At 74.5% G+C, this 18,197-nt stretch carries 16 protein-coding genes; 9 read left to right on the top strand and 7 right to left on the bottom strand.

Annotation, left to right across the window (positions count from 1 at the left end):
• Positions 1 to 99 precede the first annotated feature (99 nt).
• Entirely contained in the window at positions 100 to 1,308 is a 1,209-nt protein-coding gene (locus ACZ6EM_RS05390) for a hypothetical protein (protein ID WP_465771741.1), read from the bottom strand.
• 260 nt (positions 1,309 to 1,568) lie between these two features.
• On the opposite strand from ACZ6EM_RS05390, the gene ACZ6EM_RS05385 reads away from it, so the two are divergent.
• Both ACZ6EM_RS05385 and ACZ6EM_RS05380 read left to right on the top strand, forming a co-directional pair.
• A complete protein-coding gene (locus tag ACZ6EM_RS05385) occupies positions 1,569 to 2,738 on the top strand; it encodes an exonuclease SbcCD subunit D (RefSeq protein ID WP_465771740.1) in 1,170 nt (389 codons plus the stop codon).
• On the top strand, positions 2,735 to 5,770 hold the full coding sequence (locus ACZ6EM_RS05380; RefSeq protein WP_465771739.1) for an AAA family ATPase: 3,036 nt from the start codon (positions 2,735 to 2,737) through the stop codon (positions 5,768 to 5,770). The genes ACZ6EM_RS05385 and ACZ6EM_RS05380 overlap by 4 nt, the downstream gene beginning before the upstream one ends.
• A gap of 35 nt (positions 5,771 to 5,805) precedes the next feature.
• On the opposite strand, the gene ACZ6EM_RS05375 is transcribed toward ACZ6EM_RS05380, so the two are convergent.
• A complete protein-coding gene (locus ACZ6EM_RS05375) occupies positions 5,806 to 6,024 on the bottom strand; it encodes a hypothetical protein (protein ID WP_401052735.1) in 219 nt (72 codons plus the stop codon).
• Positions 6,025 to 6,236: 212 nt separating this feature from the next.
• Here ACZ6EM_RS05375 and ACZ6EM_RS05370 point away from each other — a divergent pair, with 212 nt between their 5' ends.
• Positions 6,237 to 6,791, top strand: a complete 555-nt coding sequence (locus ACZ6EM_RS05370) for a DUF1990 family protein (protein WP_465771738.1) — start codon at positions 6,237 to 6,239, stop codon at positions 6,789 to 6,791.
• 74 nt (positions 6,792 to 6,865) lie between these two features.
• Here the strand turns inward: ACZ6EM_RS05370 and ACZ6EM_RS05365 are convergent, their stop codons facing one another.
• Both ACZ6EM_RS05365 and ACZ6EM_RS05360 read right to left on the bottom strand, forming a co-directional pair.
• Positions 6,866 to 7,327 (bottom strand): YjbQ family protein, encoded by a 462-nt coding sequence (locus ACZ6EM_RS05365; protein WP_401055951.1) that lies wholly within the window; start codon positions 7,325 to 7,327, stop codon positions 6,866 to 6,868.
• A gap of 273 nt (positions 7,328 to 7,600) precedes the next feature.
• Positions 7,601 to 7,867 carry a hypothetical protein gene (locus tag ACZ6EM_RS05360; RefSeq protein ID WP_049650625.1) on the bottom strand — a complete coding sequence of 89 codons (267 nt, stop codon included), beginning with the start codon at positions 7,865 to 7,867 and terminating at the stop codon, positions 7,601 to 7,603.
• Between the two features lie 875 nt (positions 7,868 to 8,742).
• Between ACZ6EM_RS05360 and ACZ6EM_RS05355 the strand changes: the two genes are divergently transcribed.
• A complete protein-coding gene (locus tag ACZ6EM_RS05355) occupies positions 8,743 to 10,944 on the top strand; it encodes a bifunctional glycosyltransferase/CDP-glycerol:glycerophosphate glycerophosphotransferase (RefSeq protein WP_465771736.1) in 2,202 nt (733 codons plus the stop codon).
• Between the two features lie 115 nt (positions 10,945 to 11,059).
• Here the strand turns inward: ACZ6EM_RS05355 and ACZ6EM_RS05350 are convergent, their stop codons facing one another.
• Positions 11,060 to 11,272, bottom strand: a complete 213-nt coding sequence (locus tag ACZ6EM_RS05350; protein ID WP_359898577.1) for an EF-hand domain-containing protein — start codon at positions 11,270 to 11,272, stop codon at positions 11,060 to 11,062.
• A 175-nt stretch (positions 11,273 to 11,447) separates the two neighbouring features.
• On the opposite strand from ACZ6EM_RS05350, the gene ACZ6EM_RS05345 reads away from it, so the two are divergent.
• Positions 11,448 to 12,116 carry a lysophospholipid acyltransferase family protein gene (locus ACZ6EM_RS05345; protein WP_359898578.1) on the top strand — a complete coding sequence of 223 codons (669 nt, stop codon included), beginning with the start codon at positions 11,448 to 11,450 and terminating at the stop codon, positions 12,114 to 12,116.
• Positions 12,117 to 12,171: 55 nt separating this feature from the next.
• On the opposite strand, the gene ACZ6EM_RS05340 is transcribed toward ACZ6EM_RS05345, so the two are convergent.
• Positions 12,172 to 14,010 carry an ABC transporter ATP-binding protein gene (locus tag ACZ6EM_RS05340; RefSeq protein WP_401053558.1) on the bottom strand — a complete coding sequence of 613 codons (1,839 nt, stop codon included), beginning with the start codon at positions 14,008 to 14,010 and terminating at the stop codon, positions 12,172 to 12,174.
• A gap of 258 nt (positions 14,011 to 14,268) precedes the next feature.
• Positions 14,269 to 15,042, bottom strand: coding sequence for an SDR family NAD(P)-dependent oxidoreductase (locus tag ACZ6EM_RS05335; RefSeq protein WP_401053556.1), 774 nt, complete (start codon positions 15,040 to 15,042; stop codon positions 14,269 to 14,271).
• 155 nt (positions 15,043 to 15,197) lie between these two features.
• On the opposite strand from ACZ6EM_RS05335, the gene ACZ6EM_RS05330 reads away from it, so the two are divergent.
• From ACZ6EM_RS05330 to ACZ6EM_RS05315, 4 genes are all read left to right on the top strand, one after another.
• Positions 15,198 to 15,401, top strand: a complete 204-nt coding sequence (locus ACZ6EM_RS05330; RefSeq protein WP_401053554.1) for a hypothetical protein — start codon at positions 15,198 to 15,200, stop codon at positions 15,399 to 15,401.
• Between the two features lie 82 nt (positions 15,402 to 15,483).
• Positions 15,484 to 16,197, top strand: a complete 714-nt coding sequence (locus tag ACZ6EM_RS05325; RefSeq protein WP_465771735.1) for a hypothetical protein — start codon at positions 15,484 to 15,486, stop codon at positions 16,195 to 16,197.
• Entirely contained in the window at positions 16,194 to 17,147 is a 954-nt protein-coding gene (locus tag ACZ6EM_RS05320; protein WP_465771734.1) for a DUF6895 family protein, read from the top strand. The genes ACZ6EM_RS05325 and ACZ6EM_RS05320 overlap by 4 nt, the downstream gene beginning before the upstream one ends.
• A complete protein-coding gene (locus ACZ6EM_RS05315; protein WP_465771733.1) occupies positions 17,144 to 18,190 on the top strand; it encodes a serine hydrolase domain-containing protein in 1,047 nt (348 codons plus the stop codon). The genes ACZ6EM_RS05320 and ACZ6EM_RS05315 overlap by 4 nt, the downstream gene beginning before the upstream one ends.
• Positions 18,191 to 18,197 lie beyond the last annotated feature (7 nt).

The raw sequence follows: 18,197 nt of genomic DNA, 5'->3' as shown, positions 1-18,197 counted from the left end.
GAATCTTCCCCGAACACGCGGTCGATGAACAGTCCCCAGCGCCGCATGGTGGATGCGGAGACGGCGGAGTGGTGGACACGGAGGCGGTGAACGCCCTGATCACCCCAGCGGCCCACCCCCTTCCCCGGGATCGCGGAAGCCGGGCAGCGGGAACCCGGGCCGAGGGTCCACCCCGGGCGGGAAGGGCAGCCCGCGCGCGGCGTCGTCCACCAACTCGTCGAACACCTCGTGCGCGGTCATCGGCCGCAGCCGTCCGCCGGTCAGCGCCCAGCCGCGCACCGGCGGCCGGGGCCGGGCCTGCCCGGCCGGGGACGCGGGTGGACGGCCGTCCGGGGAGGCGGATGGACGGCCGTCCGGGCCGGACCGGTCGTCGCTCCGTCCGTCCACCCGTGCGCCCACCGACGGATCGCCGTGCAGCAGCAGCGCCCCCTCCCCGCCCAGGGCGACGCCCGCCGCGAGCGTGACGCAGAACGCCTCGGCGTCCCGCCCCGCGGGGTACAGCAACCCCTCCTCCACGCAGACGTCCACCGCCGAGGTGAGCTCCTCGCCGTCCTCCGGGCCGTGGCAGCGCAGCGTCAGCAGATGACACCCCTCCCCCGCGCCCTCGGCCAGCGCGAGGTAGACCGACGTCACGTACCGCATCACGGCGGCCATCCGGAGCTGGCCGGCCGGGTCGTCGCCGACGGCACCCAGCAGAGCCGCACAGGCCACGGACATGCGCACCCGTGCCCGGTGGTCGTCCAGCAGCACCGGGACCAGCTCGGCCAGCCGCTCCCCCGCGTAGACGAACGGCTCCCCGGCCAGCTCCGGATCGCCCGCGTAGGCGACCCGGGCGGCGGGCGCCCGGGGGTCGAGGCCGAGCGCCGCGCAGTAGTCCTCGAAGTCGCCCGCCTCCAGGACCCGCAGGTGCACCTCCAGCCCCTGCCGGTGCAGGGCCGTCAGGTGCTCCTCCGCCCGCCGCAGGTAGGCCTGGTGGCCGAGCCCGCCGAACAGCCCGTACTGCGCGAGCCCGGCGAAGTCCCCGGCGTCGACGGCCAGGGCCAGCGCCACCGGCTGGGGCGGCGGCGCGCCCCGGACCCGGCCGCCGCTCCCCCGGCCGGCGGCCCGCGCACCGTCCCCTCCCGCCCGGGCCCCCGGCGGCCGCCCGCCCCCGGGTGGCGCCGCCCCGCCGGGCCCGCCCGCCGACGCCCCACCGGCACCGCCACCCGGCCGCCGCCCGCCCAGCACCAGCACCCGCCGGCGCTCCCGCGGGGACCACCCCGCCGCAGCGCCCAGCACCTCGCGCACCGACTTCCGTACCGCAGCCATGGCTCCTCCTTCTCGCCCTCCGACACCGGATCGCGCCGACCACCCCGACCGGGAGCGGCCGACGCCGAGGAACATACACAGAGCCACTGACAATCCACCCGGAGTGATCGAACGGGCTCGGCGCCACCCCGCCCCGCCCACCGCCGCACGGCCCCGGGGCCCCGGACGCAAGGGGTGCCAAGGGTGCCAGGGGTGCCAGAGGCCAGTGGTTCCACCGGGTCGGGCGGGATTGTCAGTGCTGCGGGTTAGGGTCGGGAACCATGCGACTGCTGCATACCTCCGACTGGCATCTCGGGCGCTCGTTCCACCGGGAGAGCCTGCACGACGCCCAGCGCGCCTTCCTGGACCACCTGGTGGAGGTGGTCCGGTCCGAGGGCGTGGACGCCGTGCTGGTCGCCGGGGACGTGTACGACCGGGCGCTGCCCGGGCTGGAAGCGGTCGCGCTGTTCGACGACGTGCTGCACCGGCTGGCGGACCTCGGGGTGCCGACGGTCTTCATCAGCGGCAACCACGACTCGGCCCGCCGCCTCGGCGTCGGGGCGGGGCTGATCGGCCGGGCCGGCATCCACCTGCGGACCGACCCGGGCGAGTGCGCCGAGCCCGTCCTGCTGGCGGACGAGCACGGCCCGGTAGCGGTGTACGGGCTGCCGTACCTGGAGCCGACCCTGGTGCGCGAGCGGTTCGGGCTGACGAAGGGCGGGCACGCGGCGGTGCTCGGGGCGGCGATGGACCGGGTCCGGGAGGACCTCGCGGCACGCCCGGCCGGCACCCGGGCGGTGGTGCTGGCGCACGCCTTCGTCACCGGCGGCGCGCCGAGCGACAGCGAGCGGGACATCGCGGTCGGCGGCGTCGCCTCCGTTCCCGCGTCGGTCTTCGACGGCGTGCACTACGCCGCGCTCGGCCACCTGCACGGCTGCCAGACGCTCGCCCCGCACCTGCGCTACAGCGGCTCCCCGCTCGCCTACTCCTTCTCCGAGGTGCACCAGCGCAAGACCATGTGGCTGGTCGACCTGGCCGCCGACGGCTCGGTGACGGCCGACCGCGTTCCCTGTCCCGAGCCGCGCCGCCTGGCGACACTGCGCGACACCCTCGACGCGCTGCTCACCGACGAGCGGTACGCCGAGCACGAGCAGTCCTGGGTGCAGGCCACGCTCACCGACGCGGCGCGGCCGAGCGAGCCGATGGAGCGGCTGCGCCGCCGTTTCCCGCACACCCTCCAGCTGCTGTTCGACCCCGAGCGGAACGAGGCCGAGCCCTCGCAGTCGTACGCGGCGCGGGTCAGCGGCCGCGCGGACCTGGAGATCGCGGAGGGCTTCCTGCGGCACGTCCGCCCCGGCGCCGAGCCGGAGCCGGACGAACTCGGCTGGCTGCGGGAGGGCTTCGAGCGCGTCCGGGAGACCACGGACCGGAAGGCGGACCTGCCCCGATGAGGCTGCACCGGCTCACCGTCACCGCCTTCGGCCCCTTCGCGGGCAGCGAGACGGTGGACTTCGACGCGCTCGCCGCCGGCGGGCTGTTCCTGCTGCGCGGCGCGACGGGCGCGGGCAAGACCAGCGTGCTGGACGCGGTCTGCTTCGCCCTGTACGGCGAGACGCCGGGCGCGCGCCGGGCCAACCGGCTACGCAGCGACCACGCCGACCCGAAGCGGCTGACCTCGGTGGAGCTGGAGCTGACCCTCGGCGGGCGGCGGCTGCAGGTCACCCGGCTGCCCGAGCAGCGCCGGCCGAAGAAGGTCGGGAGCGGCACCACCGTCGAGCGGGCACAGACCCTGCTGCGCGAGTGGGTCCTCGACACGGGCGACGGCACGCCCGGCTGGCGCGGGATCAGCAAGTCGCACCAGGAGGCCGGGGAGGAGATCCACCGGCTGATCGGCATGAACCGGGAGCAGTTCTGCCAGGTGGTGCTGCTGCCGCAGGGCGACTTCGCCCGCTTCCTCAAGGCCGATTCGGAGGAGCGCGGCAAACTGCTGCGGCGACTGTTCGACACCGAGCGGTTCCAGCACGTGGAGGCCTGGCTGGCCGAGCAGCGCCGCGGCCAGGAGGCCGCCGTCCAGGCCGGCCGGCGCCGGCTTCGGGACCTCGCCAGCAAGGCCGAGCAGGCGGCCGGTCCGGGCGCCGAACCCGCCGCGGGCTGGGTGCCGGCCGAGGACGACGACGGTCTGGCCGCGGGGGTGCTCGGCTGGGCGGCGGTCCTGCGCAGCGGCGCGGCCGAGCAGCTCACCGTCACCGAGGCCGCCCTCGCGGGCGCCGGGGCCGCCCAGCGCGCCGCCCAGGAGCGCCGCGAGGCCGCCGAGGAGCTGGCCGGTCGCCAGCGCCGGCACCGCGAGGCGCTGGACCGGGCCGAGCGGCTGGCCGGTTTCGAGCCCGCAGCGACGGCGGACCGGCGGCGGCTCGCCGCCGCGCAGGAGGCCGTCGGGGTGGAGTCCGCCCTGCGACTGCGGGAGAGCGCGGCCGAGGCACTCGGGCGCGCGCGGCAGCTGGAGCGCCGGCACCGCGAGCTGCTGGCCGGATCCGGTGCCGGGGGCCGGGATCTCGCCGGGGCCGACACGGCCGGGCTGGCCGAGGCCGAGCTGCGGCTGCGGGCCGAGGTGGTCCGGCTGGAGGCGGCCCGGGCGGAGGAGCGGCGCTGCGCCGAACTCGCCCACGAGCAGGGCTCCCTGGCACAGGACCGGCGAGCCGCCGAGGAACTGGCCGAGGAGGCCGAGGACTGGCTCGCCGAGTTCGAGGGCGAACTGGGCCGTCTGGAGCAGCAGCACGCCGAGGCCCGGTCGGCGACCGCCCGGGTCGAGCAACTGGACGGGCAGCGCACCGAGTTGACCGGACGCCTCGGTGCGGCGCGGGAGCGCGACGGCCTGCGCGCCGAGATCGCCGCGGCCGAGCCCCGGGCGGTCGCGCTGCGCACCGCCGCGCTGGACGCCCGGGAGCACAGCCTGGACCTGCGGGACCGCCGGCTGAGCGGCATGGCCGCCGAGCTGGCCGAGCAGCTGCGCACGGGAGAGGCCTGCCGGGTCTGCGGCTCGCCGGAGCACCCGGCGCCCGCCGAGGCCGCGCCCGGCGGCCGGGTCGGCGCCGAGGACGAGGAGCGGGCGCGCCGGGCCCAGGCCGACGCCGAGCGGGTCTGGACGGAGGCCGACCAGGCGCTCACCGCACTGCGGGTGCGCGAGGCCACCGCCGCCGGCGCGGCCGGGCCGGACACGACGGAGGCGCTCGCGCAGGCCCTGGCCGGGCTGGAGGACCAGCATCGCGGGGCACGGCACGCGGCGGAGGCGCTCGGCCGGGTCGAGCAGGAGATCGCCCGGCTGTCGCGGGACCGCACCCGCCGGGTCGACGAGCTGCAGGAGGCCAAGGAGCGCGCCGCCGTCCTCTCCGACCGGCTGCTGGCGCTCGGCACCGAGCAGCAGACGCTGACCGCCCGGGTGGCGGCCGCCCGGGGCGACGCGCCCTCGGTCGCCGACCGGGCCGCGGCCCTCACCCGGCTCACCGAGGCGGTCGCCGCGGCGGCGAACTCCGTCCGGGCCCGGACGGAGGCGGCGGCCCGGCTCGACGAGGCCGAGGACGAACTGGGCAAGGCCGCCGCCGCGGCGGGCTTCCCCGACCCGGCGGCGGCCCTGTCGGTGCTGCTGCCGCGCGAGGAGCGCGAGCGGCTGGAGGCCCGGCTGGAGCGGCACCGCGCGGAGACCGCCGCCGTCCGCCGCGAGCTGGGGCTGCCGGAACTGGCCGAGGCCGCGGGCCGTCCGCCGGTGGACCTGCCCGCCGTCGCGGCCGAGCTCGGCGCCGCCACCGACCGGCTCGGCCGCTCGCACGCCGCCCATGCGGCGGCCCGCGAGCGCTGCGGGGCGCTGGCCGCGATCGGGCGGCAGCTGACCGGGCTCGCCGCCGAACTGGCCCCCGCGCTGGACCGGTACGGGCGGATCACCCGGCTCGCCGCACTCACGGCCGGCACCGCCGCCGACAACCGGCTGCGGATGCGCCTGGAGTCGTACGTCCTGGCGGCCCGGCTGGAGCAGGTCGCGGCGGCGGCCAGCGACCGGCTGGTCCGGATGTCCGGCGGGCGCTACACCCTGGTGCACAGCGACGACCGGGGCAGCGGCACCAAGCGCTCGGGCCTGGCCCTGCGGGTGGTCGACGCGTGGACGGGCACCGAGCGGGACACCGCGACCCTCTCCGGCGGCGAGAGCTTCTTCGCCTCGCTCTCCCTCGCGCTGGGACTGGCCGACGTGGTCACCGACGAGGCCGGCGGTATGCCGCTGGACACCCTCTTCATCGACGAGGGCTTCGGCACCCTCGACGAGCAGGCCCTGGAGGAGGTCATGGACGTCCTGGACGGTCTGCGCGAGCGGGACCGTGCGGTCGGCATCGTCAGCCACGTCGCCGACCTGCGCAGCCGCATCCCCGCCCAGCTGCTGGTCCGCAAGGGGCGGCACGGCTCGACCCTGGCGCTGGCCGGGCGGGAGGACGCGTAGGCCGATCCCGGGGGGAGTCCGGGGTCGGCCGTGGATCAGCCCGAGCAGGCGATCCGCTGCGCCTGCTGCCAGGCGCACACCGGGCAGAGGGTGCTGCCGGGCCGGTCGGCGGGCAGTTCGGTCGGTTCCCCGCACAGCACGCAGTCGGCGCGCGGCCCGGTCGCCTCCGGGTCGTGCCGCAGCGCCGCCTCCGCTTCGCCCTCGGACACGAGTTCGCAGACGGCCGCTTCCTGGTTCGTACCGGTGTCGCTCATGCCGCCTTCCTACTCCGCTCCCCGCTGAGCTGCAACAGGGTCGGTCCCGGCCGAGCCGGCCCGAGCGCCCCGGCGGACGAATGACAGCGAACAGATTTCAGAAAACGTTCGCTGAAATCCGTCATCTGAAATCTGTTCGCTGAAACCCGTCCGCTGAAACCCGCCCCGCCCCGCCGCCGGCCCCCTCCCACCCGGCGGCTACCGTGACCGGCATGCCCACCGACCTGCACCGACGTCTCCTCGCCGCCCGCGCCACCGCCCCGTCGTACCCCGAGGTGGGCGCCACCCGGGGCGGGGGCGGACGGCTGCCGGACGGCTACGCCCACCTGCGGCGGCGGGTCCACCTGGGACGCGGCGCGGAGGTTCTGGAGCGGGCCGGTCGGTACGTGCTCGGCTGGGGCAGCCAGTTGGGCACCGGCTTCGCGGTGTACCCCACCGGCCCGGCCCGGGAGGGCGGGACGGTGCTGCTGCGACTGAACCTGCCGGGGAGCCGGCGGCCGCGGCTGGTGATCCCCTGCCGGGTGGTGTGGACGGTGGACGAGCCGGACCGGATCGGGTTCGGGTACGGAACCCTCCCCGGGCACCCCGAGCGCGGCGAGGAGGCGTTCCTGGTGTCGATGGACGCCGACGGCGAGGTGTGGTTCGAGGTCACCGCGTTCTCCCGGCTGTCCGCCTGGTACGCCAGACTGGGCCGCCCGGTGGCCCTGCTCTGCCAGCACCTGGCGATCGAGCGCTACCTCGCCGCGGTGGCCTCGCACGTCCGCTGAGTCGCGAAGCCCGCCGACCCATCGAACCCGCCTGGCCCGGCGCGCGCGCAGGCCCCGCGCGCACCGCGCCGAGGTCAGCCGAGGAAGGACAGCCGGACGGTCCGGCGCGGGTTGTCCCCGTTGGTGTCGATCAGCACCACCGACTGCCAGACGCCGAGGGCCAGTTGGCCGCCGAGGACCGGCAGGGTGGCGTGCGGGGCGACCAGGCCGGGCACCACGTGGTCCCGGCCGTGGCCGGGGCTGCCGTGCCGGTGGCGCCAGCGGTCGTCGGCCGGGAGCAGGTCGCGCAGGATGGCGAGGAAGTCGTCGTCGCTGCCGGAGCCGGTCTCCAGCACCGCGATCCCCGCGGTGGCGTGCGGGACGAAGATGTTGAGCAGGCCGTCGCGCCCGGTGGCCCGTTCGTCGAGGAACGCGGCGCAGCGGTCGGTGATGTCGAGCGCGACCTCGCGGCTGCCGGTGGTGATCTCGATGGTGCCGCTCTGGAAGGTGGTGTCCGGGAAGGAGCCGGTCCGGGTGGAGTGGTTGTTGTCCGCCATGGCGCCATCCTGTCCCAGGTCAGCGGACCGGGCCTACTCCCTCGCCGAGTCGCCGCGCCGGGGAGGCGAACTCGCGTAGGGTGAAAGGTTCAGACCACATCACCCGGACAGCGCGGCACGCGCCGGAGCCCCCGCCCGGCGCCTTCACCGGAGCCCCCGCCGGGCCCGAACCCGGGACATCGTCCGGACACACCGAAGACCCGGTGGACCGGACGGTCCACCGGGTCGGTTCCCGACCGGGCGGCGGGGGGGACCCGTACCGCGCCGGTCGAACTAGCCGCGCCCGCCGAAGAGGCTCCGCCGCAGCCGACGCAGCGGCGTCAGCAGCGAGATCCTGGTGTGGCGACGACGGGTCGTCGGGGCCTCGGCGCCGCGCGGCGTGAGCTCCCTTATCAACCCGAGCGCTTCGGCGGTGTCCACCGCCGGGAGTGCGGGCGCGCCGAGCACGGCCAGGTGTCGGTCGATCCGGCGGCCGGTGGTGCCGACACCGCACTGGATCGCCGGCACGCGGGGCCGAGTCCGCACTTGCATGTGTTCCATCAGTTTTTCCCACCCCTACGAGGCGCCAGGGCCGTGAGGCGAAGACTATCCGTGAAGGACGGCCTTCGCGCAACCGTCCTTGGTGTTGTGCCACCGTATCGTGCGGCGTCAACTGACGAAGCACCAGGGGCCACCAGGCCGGTCACGACTAGGCATCAATGATGGTGCACGACCGGCCGTCCGTCACCCGGTCCGGCAGGCGCGGGTGCGGCAACCGTACGCACGGCACGCGCACGACACGTGCCCGGCGCACGGCGGACCCCTGCGGAACCGGGCCCCACCGCCCGCCCGCACCCCACCGGCGACCCACCCGCACCCAACCCGCACCCCGCTCGCGCCGCCATATAGGGGACAGCCGGGAGACAGCCGCCACATCGACAAAGCGATCATCGGGGGCGTTCGCCGCGCCCGATCCGTACCCGGCCCGGCCGAACCGGGCGCCGGCCGACACCGTGACCGATCGACTTCAGGAAGTGAACACATTCGAGGGATTGACTCCCGCCGAACCTCCAAGCAATATCTGATGCACACGCCAGTGCCCGCACCGCACTCAAGCGTGTGTTCGATTGATGAAGAACTCCGGCTCCCGCGAGCCACTGCCCGGCCGCCTCGACGCTGCGGCGGCCCGGCTCGCGCGGTGCCCGGACCGGCGGTCGGCCGTCGAGGGTCGGCCGGATCGCCACCTGACTGCCGGTGCCGCCCCGCAAGGGGCCCGGCACCGGCGGTTCCGGGTGCACCACGGCCCCTGCCGCGAGCCGCTCCGCCGCCGACGCCGCCCCGCCCCACCATCACCGCCGCCCCCGGCCACCGCCCCGGAACCCCCGCACCGGACGTCCGCGCAGGTGACACCCGGTGGATCGGTACACTCGGCCAGCGTGTCCCTCCTCCTCAGCATCGTGCTCCCGGTCCACGGCGTGGAGCGGTACCTCCCGCACTGCCTCGACTCGATCCTCGGCGACACCCCCGCCGCGGAGACCCGCTTCGAGGTGATCGCGGTCGACGACCTCTCCCCCGACGGCTCCGGCGCGATCCTGGACGCCTACGCGGCCCGCGACAGCAGGCTGCGGGTGCTGCACCTCACCGAGAACCAGGGCCTCGGCGGCGCCCGTACCGCCGCCCTGCCGCAGGCCCGCGGCGAGTACGTCTGGTTCGTGGACAGCGACGACTGGGTGCCCGAGGGGACGGTCGGCGCGCTGCTGGACGAGCTGACGCAGGAGCGCCGCCGGGAGGCCCCCGCCGACGTGCTGATCACCGACTTCACCCACGTCTACCCGGACGGCGGGACCGAGCCCAACCCCTGGCGCCACGTGCTGGCCGGCTCCCCGCTGGTCGAGGGCTGCACCCTGGCCGAGCACCCGGCGCTGTTCCAGACCGTGATGTCGGTGTGGAACAAGCTGTTCCGCCGCGCGTTCCTGGACGGCCTCGGCGTCTCCTTCGGCCGCGGCTACTACGAGGACATCTCGGTCACCTACCCGGCGCTGCTGGCCGCCGAGCGGCTGCGCTACCTCGACCGCCCCTGCTACTTCTACCGGCGCGGCCGGGACGGCGCGATCACCGCCACCTCCTCCCCCAAGCACGCGGACGTGTTCGCCCAGTACGACGCGATCTTCGCCTTCCTGGACCGCCCGGACCGCCCCGGCCGGCCGGTCCCGGACGCGCTGCGCACCCTGGTCTTCGACCGGACCGTCCGCCAGGCACTGAACGTCTACGACACCCCCGGGCTGGTCCCTGCCGACCTGCGCAAGGACTTCTTCCAGCGGATCGCCCGGCACTTCGACCGCCACCGCCCGGCCGGCTACCGCTTCCCCGGCGGGGTGCGCGGCGTGCAGTACCGGCTGGCCGCCCGCGGCGCCCGGATCGCCTACGCGGAGCTGCGCCGCACCGGGCGGCTGCCGCGCGAACTCAAGCGCGGGGCACGGGCGGTGGCGCCCGCGGTGAAGAAGGGGATGCGCAGCGGCGCCCGGTTCACCGCGTACAACGCGTTCCGCCGGCTGCCGCTGGACGAGAACCTCGCCGTCTACGCCGCCTACTGGCACCGGGGTTACGCGTGCAGCCCGGCGGCGATCTACGAGAAGGCGAAGGAACTCGCCCCGCGGATCCGGGGCGTGTGGGTGGTGGAGAACCGCGCCCAGGCCGCCGCGCTGCCGCCCGGGGTTCCGCACGTGATCGTCAACACACCCGCCTACCTCAGGGCGATGGCGACCGCCAAGTACTTCGTCAACAACGTCAACTTCCCCCGCACCATGACGAAGCGGCCGGGCACGGTGCACGTCCAGACCCAGCACGGCACCCCGCTCAAGGCGATGGGCATGGACCTGCGCGACCACCCGGCGGCGGCCGAGGGGATGGACTTCGAGCTGCTCCAGGAGGCCGTCGACCGCTGGGACTTCCTGGTCTCCCCCAACCCGCACACCAGCGGGCACTTCGCCCGTGCCTTCCCCGGCCGGTACGAGATGCTGGACACCGGATACCCGCGCAACGACCGGCTGGCGAACGCCGCTCCGGACGAGGTCCGCGCGATGCGCGAGCGGCTCGGGCTGCGGCCGGACACCCGGGCGGTGCTGTACGCGCCGACCCACCGCGGCAGCAAGGGCGGCTACGTGCCGCTGCTGGACGTGGCGGCGCTGGCCCGGCGGCTGGGCCCGGACTTCACGCTGCTGGTGCGCACCCACTACTTCCACACCGACGGTCCGGGCGACCTGTCGGCGGCCGGCGCGGAATCGGCGCGGATCGTGGACGTCTCGGCGCACCCGACCGTCGAGGACCTCTACCTCGCGGCGGACGTGCTGGTGACGGACTACTCGTCGATGATGTTCGACTACGCGGTGCTGGACCGGCCGGTGGTGATCTTCGCCCCGGACTGGGAGGAGTACCAGCGGGAACGCGGCGTCTACTTCGACCTGTTCGCGGAGCCGCCGGGCGCGGTCACGGTGGACGCGGACGGGCTGGCGCGGGCGCTGCTGGCGGGCGACCCGGAGCCGGCGGCGCGGGCGCGGTTCCGGGCGAAGTTCTGCGTCTGGGACGACGGCGGGGCCTCGGAGCGGGTGGTGCGCCGGGTGTTCCCGGTGGAGGAGTAGCGGCCCCTGCAGAGGGCCCAGCGGAGGGCCCAGCGGAGGACCCTGCGGAGAACAGCGGGGGCCTCCGGACGGGGCCGGTGCCGCCGGTACGGCGACCGGCCCCGTCGGCGCGGGTTCAGCGCCGGCGGGCGGCCAGGAACTCCTCGAAGGTCAGGACGCCGTCGTGGTTGGTGTCCATGCTGTGGATCAGCGCCTCGGCCATCGAGATGGTGACGTCGTGGTCGCCCATCTCGTTGGCGGCCAGGGCGTACTCGGCCGGGGTGATCCTGCCGTCGCCGTCCTTGTCGAAACGGTCGAAAAAGGCCTTGATCGCCTCGGTGGTCTCCATCGTGCCCTCCTGGGTACTGCGGGTGTCGCTCGGTTCGGACGGCCGTACCCTACCCGGCCGTGGCGCGCGCCACGGTCGCCGGGAGTGGACGTGCGCGGGGGTGGGTGTCGTAGTCTGCGGATCTGATTGCAGGCCCGGGCTCCTCCCGGGCGGTCGTTCGTCCAGGGAGGGAATCGTGCTCGACCTCGTCACCAAGTTGGTGCTGAAACCGGTCTCGCGGGGGATCTGGCGGCCGGCCATCGAGGGAATCGAGAACGTGCCGCGCAAGGGCGGGGTGATCCTGGCCAGCAACCACCTGTCCTTCATCGACAGCGTGGTGATCCCGCTGACCGCCCCGCGCCGGGTCCACTTCCTCGCGAAGGCCGAGTACTTCACCGGCACCGGACTCAAGGGCCGGCTCTCCAAGGACTTCTTCGAGGCCATCGGCGCCGTGCCGGTCGAGCGCGGCACCTACCGTTCCGCTCAGGCCTCGCTGGAGTCGGCGCTGGAGATCCTGGAGGACGGCAAGGCCTTCGGTATCTACCCCGAGGGCACCCGCTCGCTGGACGGCCGGCTCTACCGGGGCAAGACGGGCGTCGCCTGGCTCGCGCTGACCGCGGGCGTGCCGGTCGTGCCGGTGGCGCTGGAGGGTCCGGAGCAGATCCTGCCGGTGGGCAAGCGGATCCCGCGGTTGAAGAAGGTGACGGTCCGCTTCGGCGAGCCGCTGCACTTCGACGAGCTGCACGGGCAGGCCCGTTCGCTGAAGGCCCGTCGGCAGGTGACCGACGAGGTCATGGCGGCCATCCAGCGGCTCTCCGGCCAGGAGGTCGCGGAGAGCTACAACGAGGTGCCGAAGGCGGCCTGACCGCCGGGTCCGTCACCGGCGCGCACGCCCACGCTCGCACCCGCGCCGCGGGTCGTCACACGCGCCCGAGCACGGCCGGTTCGGGCTGCCCGGCGGCCTCCGGCACCTCCCGGCGCAGCAGCGCCGCGTACCGGCCGTCCAGCGCCACCAACTCCTCGTGGGTACCGAGTTCGACCACCTCGCCGCGGTCCAGGACGGCTATCTGGTCGGCGGCGCGGACGGTGGAGAGCCGGTGCGCGATGGTGATCGTGGTGCGGCCGGCGGCCAGGGTGTCCACGGCCTGCTGGACGGCGCGCTCGGTGCGGTTGTCGAGCGCGCTGGTGGCCTCGTCGAGGATCAGCACCGGCGGGTTGCGCAGGATCGTCCGGGCGAGCGCGAGGCGCTGCTTCTCGCCGCCGGAGAAGCGGTAGCCGCGCTCGCCGACCAGGGTGTCGTAGCCGTCCGGGAGGGCGGCGATGGTGTCGTGGATCTGCGCGGCCCGGGCGGCCTCGACCAGTTCCGCGTCGTCGGCGCCGGGCTTGGCGAAGCGCAGGTTCTCGGCGACCGAGGCGTGGAAGAGGTAGGTCTCCTGGGAGACCACGCCGACCGCTCCGGCCAGGGTGTCGAAGGACAGTTCGCGTACGTCCACGCCGTCCAGGGTGACCTGGCCGCCGGTGACGTCGTACAACCGCGGCACGAGGTAGCTGAGGGTGCTCTTGCCCGAGCCGGTCTCGCCGACCACGGCCAGTGAGCTCCCGGCCGGGACGGTGAGGTCGACGCCGGCCAGGGTCGGGCGCTCCTGCTCCGGGTCGTAGCGGAAGTCGACGTCCTTGAAGCGGACCTCGCCGCGGATGCCCGTCAGGGTGACCGGGTCGGCCGGCTCGTCGATCTCCACCGGCAGGTCGAGGTACTCGAAGATGCGCTGGAAGAGCGCCAGGGAGGTCTGCACGTCCACGCCGGTGGAGAGCAGGCTGACGGTCGGGCGGAAGAGGCCCTGCTGGAGGGTGACGAAGGCGACCAGGGTGCCGACCGAGACGATCGGCGCGCCGGCGGCGGAGGTCAGCCCGGCCGCCCAGTAGATCAGCGCGGGCATCGCGGCCATCACGATCATGATGGTGTTCATCCGCCAGCGCCCGGCCATGCTGGCCCGCACCTCCAGGTCCGCGAGCTGGTCGGACTGGTCGGTGAACTCCCGGGCCAGCGAACCGGAGCGGCCCATCGTGCGGCCGAGCAGGATGCCGCTGACCGACAGCGACTCCTGGACCGCCGAGCTCATCGCGGCCAGCTGCTTCTGCCGCTCGGTGGTGATCTTCTTGCGCTCCCGGCCGACCCGGCGGCTGATCCAGACGAACAGCGGGAGCAGCAGCAGCGAGACGACGGTCAGCCGCCAGTCGAGGGCGACCATGGCGACGACGGAGGCGACCACCGCGGTCAGGTTGGAGACCAGGCTGGTCGCGGTGGAGGTCACCGTGGACTGCATGCCGCCGATGTCGTTGGCGATCCGGGACTGCACCTCGCCGGTGCGCGTTCGGGTGAAGAAGGCCAGCGACTGCCGCTGGAGGTGGCCGTAGACGGAGGTGCGCAGGTCGTGCATCACGCGCTGGCCGACGGTGGTGGAGATCAGCGTCTGGAGGACGTTGAAGACGCTGTTCACCACGGCGGTCAGGATCATCCCGAGCGCGAGCAGGCTGAGCAGCCCGGTGCGGCCCTGCGGGATGGCGATGTCCAGGACGGCCCTGAGCAGGAACGGGGAGACGACCGAGACCACCGCGGAGGCGGCCACCAGCAGCCCGACGACGGTCAGGCGGCCCCGGTACGGGCGGAAGAGCGCGAGGATGCGGCGCCACTCGGCCGAGGGGCGGGGTTCGCCCTCGGCGCGCTCGGGCGGGGTCCAGTCGATGGCGGTGGGCCTCAAGGACGGGCCTCCCTGGGTGGGACGGTCGGGCGGACGGTCGGACTGGGGTCAGCATAGCGAGGATAGCTCATAGTTAGACAAGCTAATAGTGAGGGTTGCTCTATTCCTCGGCTCCCGCCGACCCGCCGACCCGCCGACCCGCGGACCGGCGGACCGGCCGACCGGCCGGGACCCGCGCCCGACCGCCCCGGCCAGCCGACCGCCCGGAGCCCGGCGGCCGCCCGGGACCCGCGCCCGACCGCCCGACCGCCCCGGCCGTCAGTTGGTCCGGTAGGTGCGCGCCGCCTTCGAGGAGAGCCCGCCGAGCTTGCCGGAGGGCAGCACCCGCGCGATGGCCACGGCGGCCTTGTACCGCTTGCCCGGCACGGACACGGACCGACCGCGGGCCAGGTCGCGCATCGCCTCGTCCACCACCCGCTCGGCGGAGAGCCAGGACCAGGACGGGATGTTGCCGGTGCCCATCCCGGCCCGCTGGTGGAACTCGGTCCGGGTGAAGCCCGGGCACAGCGCCATCATCCGCACGCCCGTACCGCCGAGGTCGCGCAGCACGCCCTGGGTGAAGCTCACCACCCAGGCCTTGCTCGCGCCGTACGTGCCGCGCGGCAGGAAGGCCGCCACCGAGGCGACATTGACGATCGCACCGCGGCCGCGCTCCCGCATGCCGGGCAGGGCGGCCGTGGTCAACCGCAGGATCGCCTCGATGTGCACCTTCAGCATGGCCAGCTCGTCCTGGAGCGGAACCGTGCCGAAGGCGCCCTTGTTGCCGAAGCCGGCGTTGTTGACCAGGAGGTCCACCGGGCGGGCGGCGTCGGCGAGCCGGGCCTCCACGGCGCCGATGCCCTCGTCCGTCGCGAGGTCGGCGGTCAGCACCTCCGCCTCGATGCCGTACCTGCCGTGCAGGTCGGCGGCTGCGCGCTCCAGGCGCTCGGTGTCCCGGGCCACCAGCACGAGCTGGTAGCCGCTGCGGGCGAGCCGGCGGGCGAAGGCGGCTCCGATGCCGGCGGTCGCGCCGGTGATCAAGGCTGTGGTCATGCCCCCGACCGTACCGACTCGCCGCGACAGGGCCCACATCCAGGGCAATGCCCCAGCTCAGCGGGCTGCGGATGCAGGTCACCGGAGGTGCTCGTACTGTCGAACGGGGGCATCGTCCGACCGGGCGGTGAAATCCAGACGAGGAGGCACTTCTGATGCTTACTCAGTTCCGGACCGGAACGTCAACGACGTCACGCAGCACGACGCTTGAGGCCGAGACACTCGCGAGCCTGATGGTGGAGGAAGAGGCCGTCGTGTCCGACGCGCCCACGTACTCGCCCGAGGCCGCGGGGCTCCTGCTCCTGCTTGGCCTGGTCCTGCTCTCCCCGAAGGGACCGAAGGAGAAGCCGATCAGGTAGCCGGGCCCCCCGCCCCGCCGGGCCGTACGCCCCTGGGGCCCCCGCGCCCATCCCGAGTCTCCTGAAGGAGTAGCTCACCACCATGCCGTTCGCCGAAACCCCTCTCCGTGACGAGTACGCCGCGGCGGTCGAGCGGGTGGCCGGCCGGACCCTCGACGCCCTCCGGGGCGCCGGGGGTGCGGCCGCACTCGCGGACCCGGACACCGCCGCGCCCCGCCCGCTGCTGGCCGCGGTGCGCGTGCTCGGCGCCGACCTCTTCACCCCGCAACTGCTCGCCGGGGCCGAGCCCGACGGACCCACCGCCGCGCTGCTCGCCGAGGCCCGACGGGCCTTCCCCGCCCCGGCACCGGCATCCGCCGAGGCCGCGTTGGTCATCGCCTGGCAGGACTGGGCGATCGACCGGCTGCTCGCCCGCACACCGTACGGGGACGCCGCACCGGCCTCACCCCCCTCTCCCATGCCCGGACCGGCCGACCTGGGCTGGCAGTCCTGGTCGGTACGGATGGCGCAGTTGTCCGTGCTCGCGCTGCCCGGACTGGACGGTCCGGTGCACGATGCCGCCCGCTCCGGCACCCTGCACCTCGCCCACGGCACAGTCCGCTCCATGCTCCGACGGGACTTCACCACCGCCGTACGGCTCGCCCGCTGGCTCGCCTGGACGAGCGCCGAGGGGCTCCCGCCACGGCTCGAGGTCGAACCGGTCCTGGACCGGACCCGCCTGGTCGGCATCGGAGCCGTCCGGACGCGCCTCGAACTCGCCGTCGCCCAGCGCCTGTTGGAGGGAATCCCGGCATGACCGACACCCAGACACTCACCATCGCCCAACAGCTCGGCACCCGCGCGCTGTCCTGGCTGCACACGTCGTACCAGGGCAGCTACGGCAAGTTCGCGGACAACAGCGTCATCAACCTCTCCGAACCGGACGACATCTACAAGCCGCTCTGCGAGGTCGCGATGGCCTCCTCCCTGGTGCTGCGCGACGGGGTCGCCGGACCGCACGACATCCATGCCGCGCGCGACCTCCTCACGACCGCCTGGGGCCAGCTGCGCGAGGGCGACATGCTCTACGAGCGCCAGCTGCGGTACGTCACCATCACGGACCCGCTGGAGACGTACGCCCACTTCGCCCGGCTCGGCCACCGGCACGCCGCACTGGAGGAGTTGCTCGAATCACTCAGCCGGCTGCGGGCCGTGCACGCCGTCGAGATCCAGGGCAGCCGACAGCTGGCCGTGGCCAACGCGCGTCGGATCATCGGACTCAGCCACCGGCCGGACTGGGCCGCGCTCGCCGCCCGCACCTGGCTCGGCGCGCTCCCCGAACCCTGGACCGTCTCCTGGTCCACCGCCTACCAGGTCACCCACACCGTCTTCCACCTCACCGACTGGGGCGCCCGACCCCAGGACCTGCCCGAACCGATGCGGGACTACCTGCACGACTGGCTGCCGGTCTGGCTCGACATCTGGCTGGAGATCGGCGAGTGGGACCTGGTCGGCGAGCTGCTGATCGTCGACTCCTGCATCGGGGAACCCATCACCGGGCGGTCCGGCTGGGAGGCCCTGGCCTCGGTGCAGCGGGCGGACGGCCTGGTGCCCCGGGACAACGAACCGATCGAGGACGACGAGGAGTTGGCCATCCGCGCACACGAACACACCGCCGTGGTCGCGGTCGTGGCCTCGACGGTCGCACTCTCCCGGGCACTCGGCGGCGCGGACGGCGCCGACACCGCCGACATCGCGGCCGCATGAACGAACTCGACACGGCCGTCCGTGCGGCAGTGCGGGCGGCCGCGCCGTACGCGACCGCGGTCACCGTGGCCGTCGCGCGCGAAGGGCAGGGCGAGGTGCGATGCTTCGGGCGCCTCGCGCGAGGGCGTGCGGCGGCATGCACCCCGGACACCGTCTTCGAACTCGGCTCGGTCAGCAAGACGTTCACCGCGCTGCTGCTCGCCGACCTGGCCACGCGCGGCGAACTCGCCCTCGACGACCCGGTCGAACACCGACTGCCGCCCGACTGGCGTCCGATGACCGTCCGCTCCGCCGAGCCGATCCAGCTGCTGCACCTCGCCACCCACACCTCGGGGCTGCCCGGGTTGCCACCCGGACTGCTCGCCGGAGCCGTGCCGACCTGGCAGACCAACCCGTACGCGGCGTTCGGCGACGATCGGTTGAGAGCCGCCCTGGCCCGAACCACCGTGCGCGGCAGGCCCGGCAGCATGTACCGGTACTCCAACTACGGGGTCGGACTGCTCGGGCGACTGCTGGCCGAGACGGGCGGACTGCCGTACGGGGAGTTGCTCGCCAAGCGGGTCCTGGTGCCGCTGGGACTCGATGCCACCACTTGCGCGCCGGACGAGCCGGACGCGCCGGACTCGCCGAGCCGGGCGACCGGCTACCGGCGTGGACGGGCGATGCCGACCTGGCGGATCCCCGGACTGCCGGGCGCGGGCGCGGTACGGGCCAGCGGAAGCGACCTGCTGCACTACCTCCAGGCCCATCTCGGCCTGGAGGAGGGCGAGTTGGGTACGCCGCTGGCCGAGGTCCAACGGGTCAGGCTGCGACTTCCGCACTCCCCCGACGAGCTGTGCCTGGTGTGGAACCACCGCCGCTCGGGCGGGCGCGAGCTGTACTTCCACACCGGCGCGACCCGGGGGTTCACCGCCTTCGTCGGGTTCTCTCCGACGGGCGCGACCGCCGTGGCGGCCCTCGCCAACACCGGCCCGAAGCGCGGCGGACGCTTCGTCCAGGCGGGGTACGAGGTGCTGCGGACCGCCACCGGCCGTAGCACCTAGCATCTCG

Source organism: Kitasatospora sp. NPDC041917, from assembly GCF_055589745.1.
Note: the sequence above shows the minus strand (reverse complement) of the source record. Positions and strands in the feature narration are given on the sequence as shown.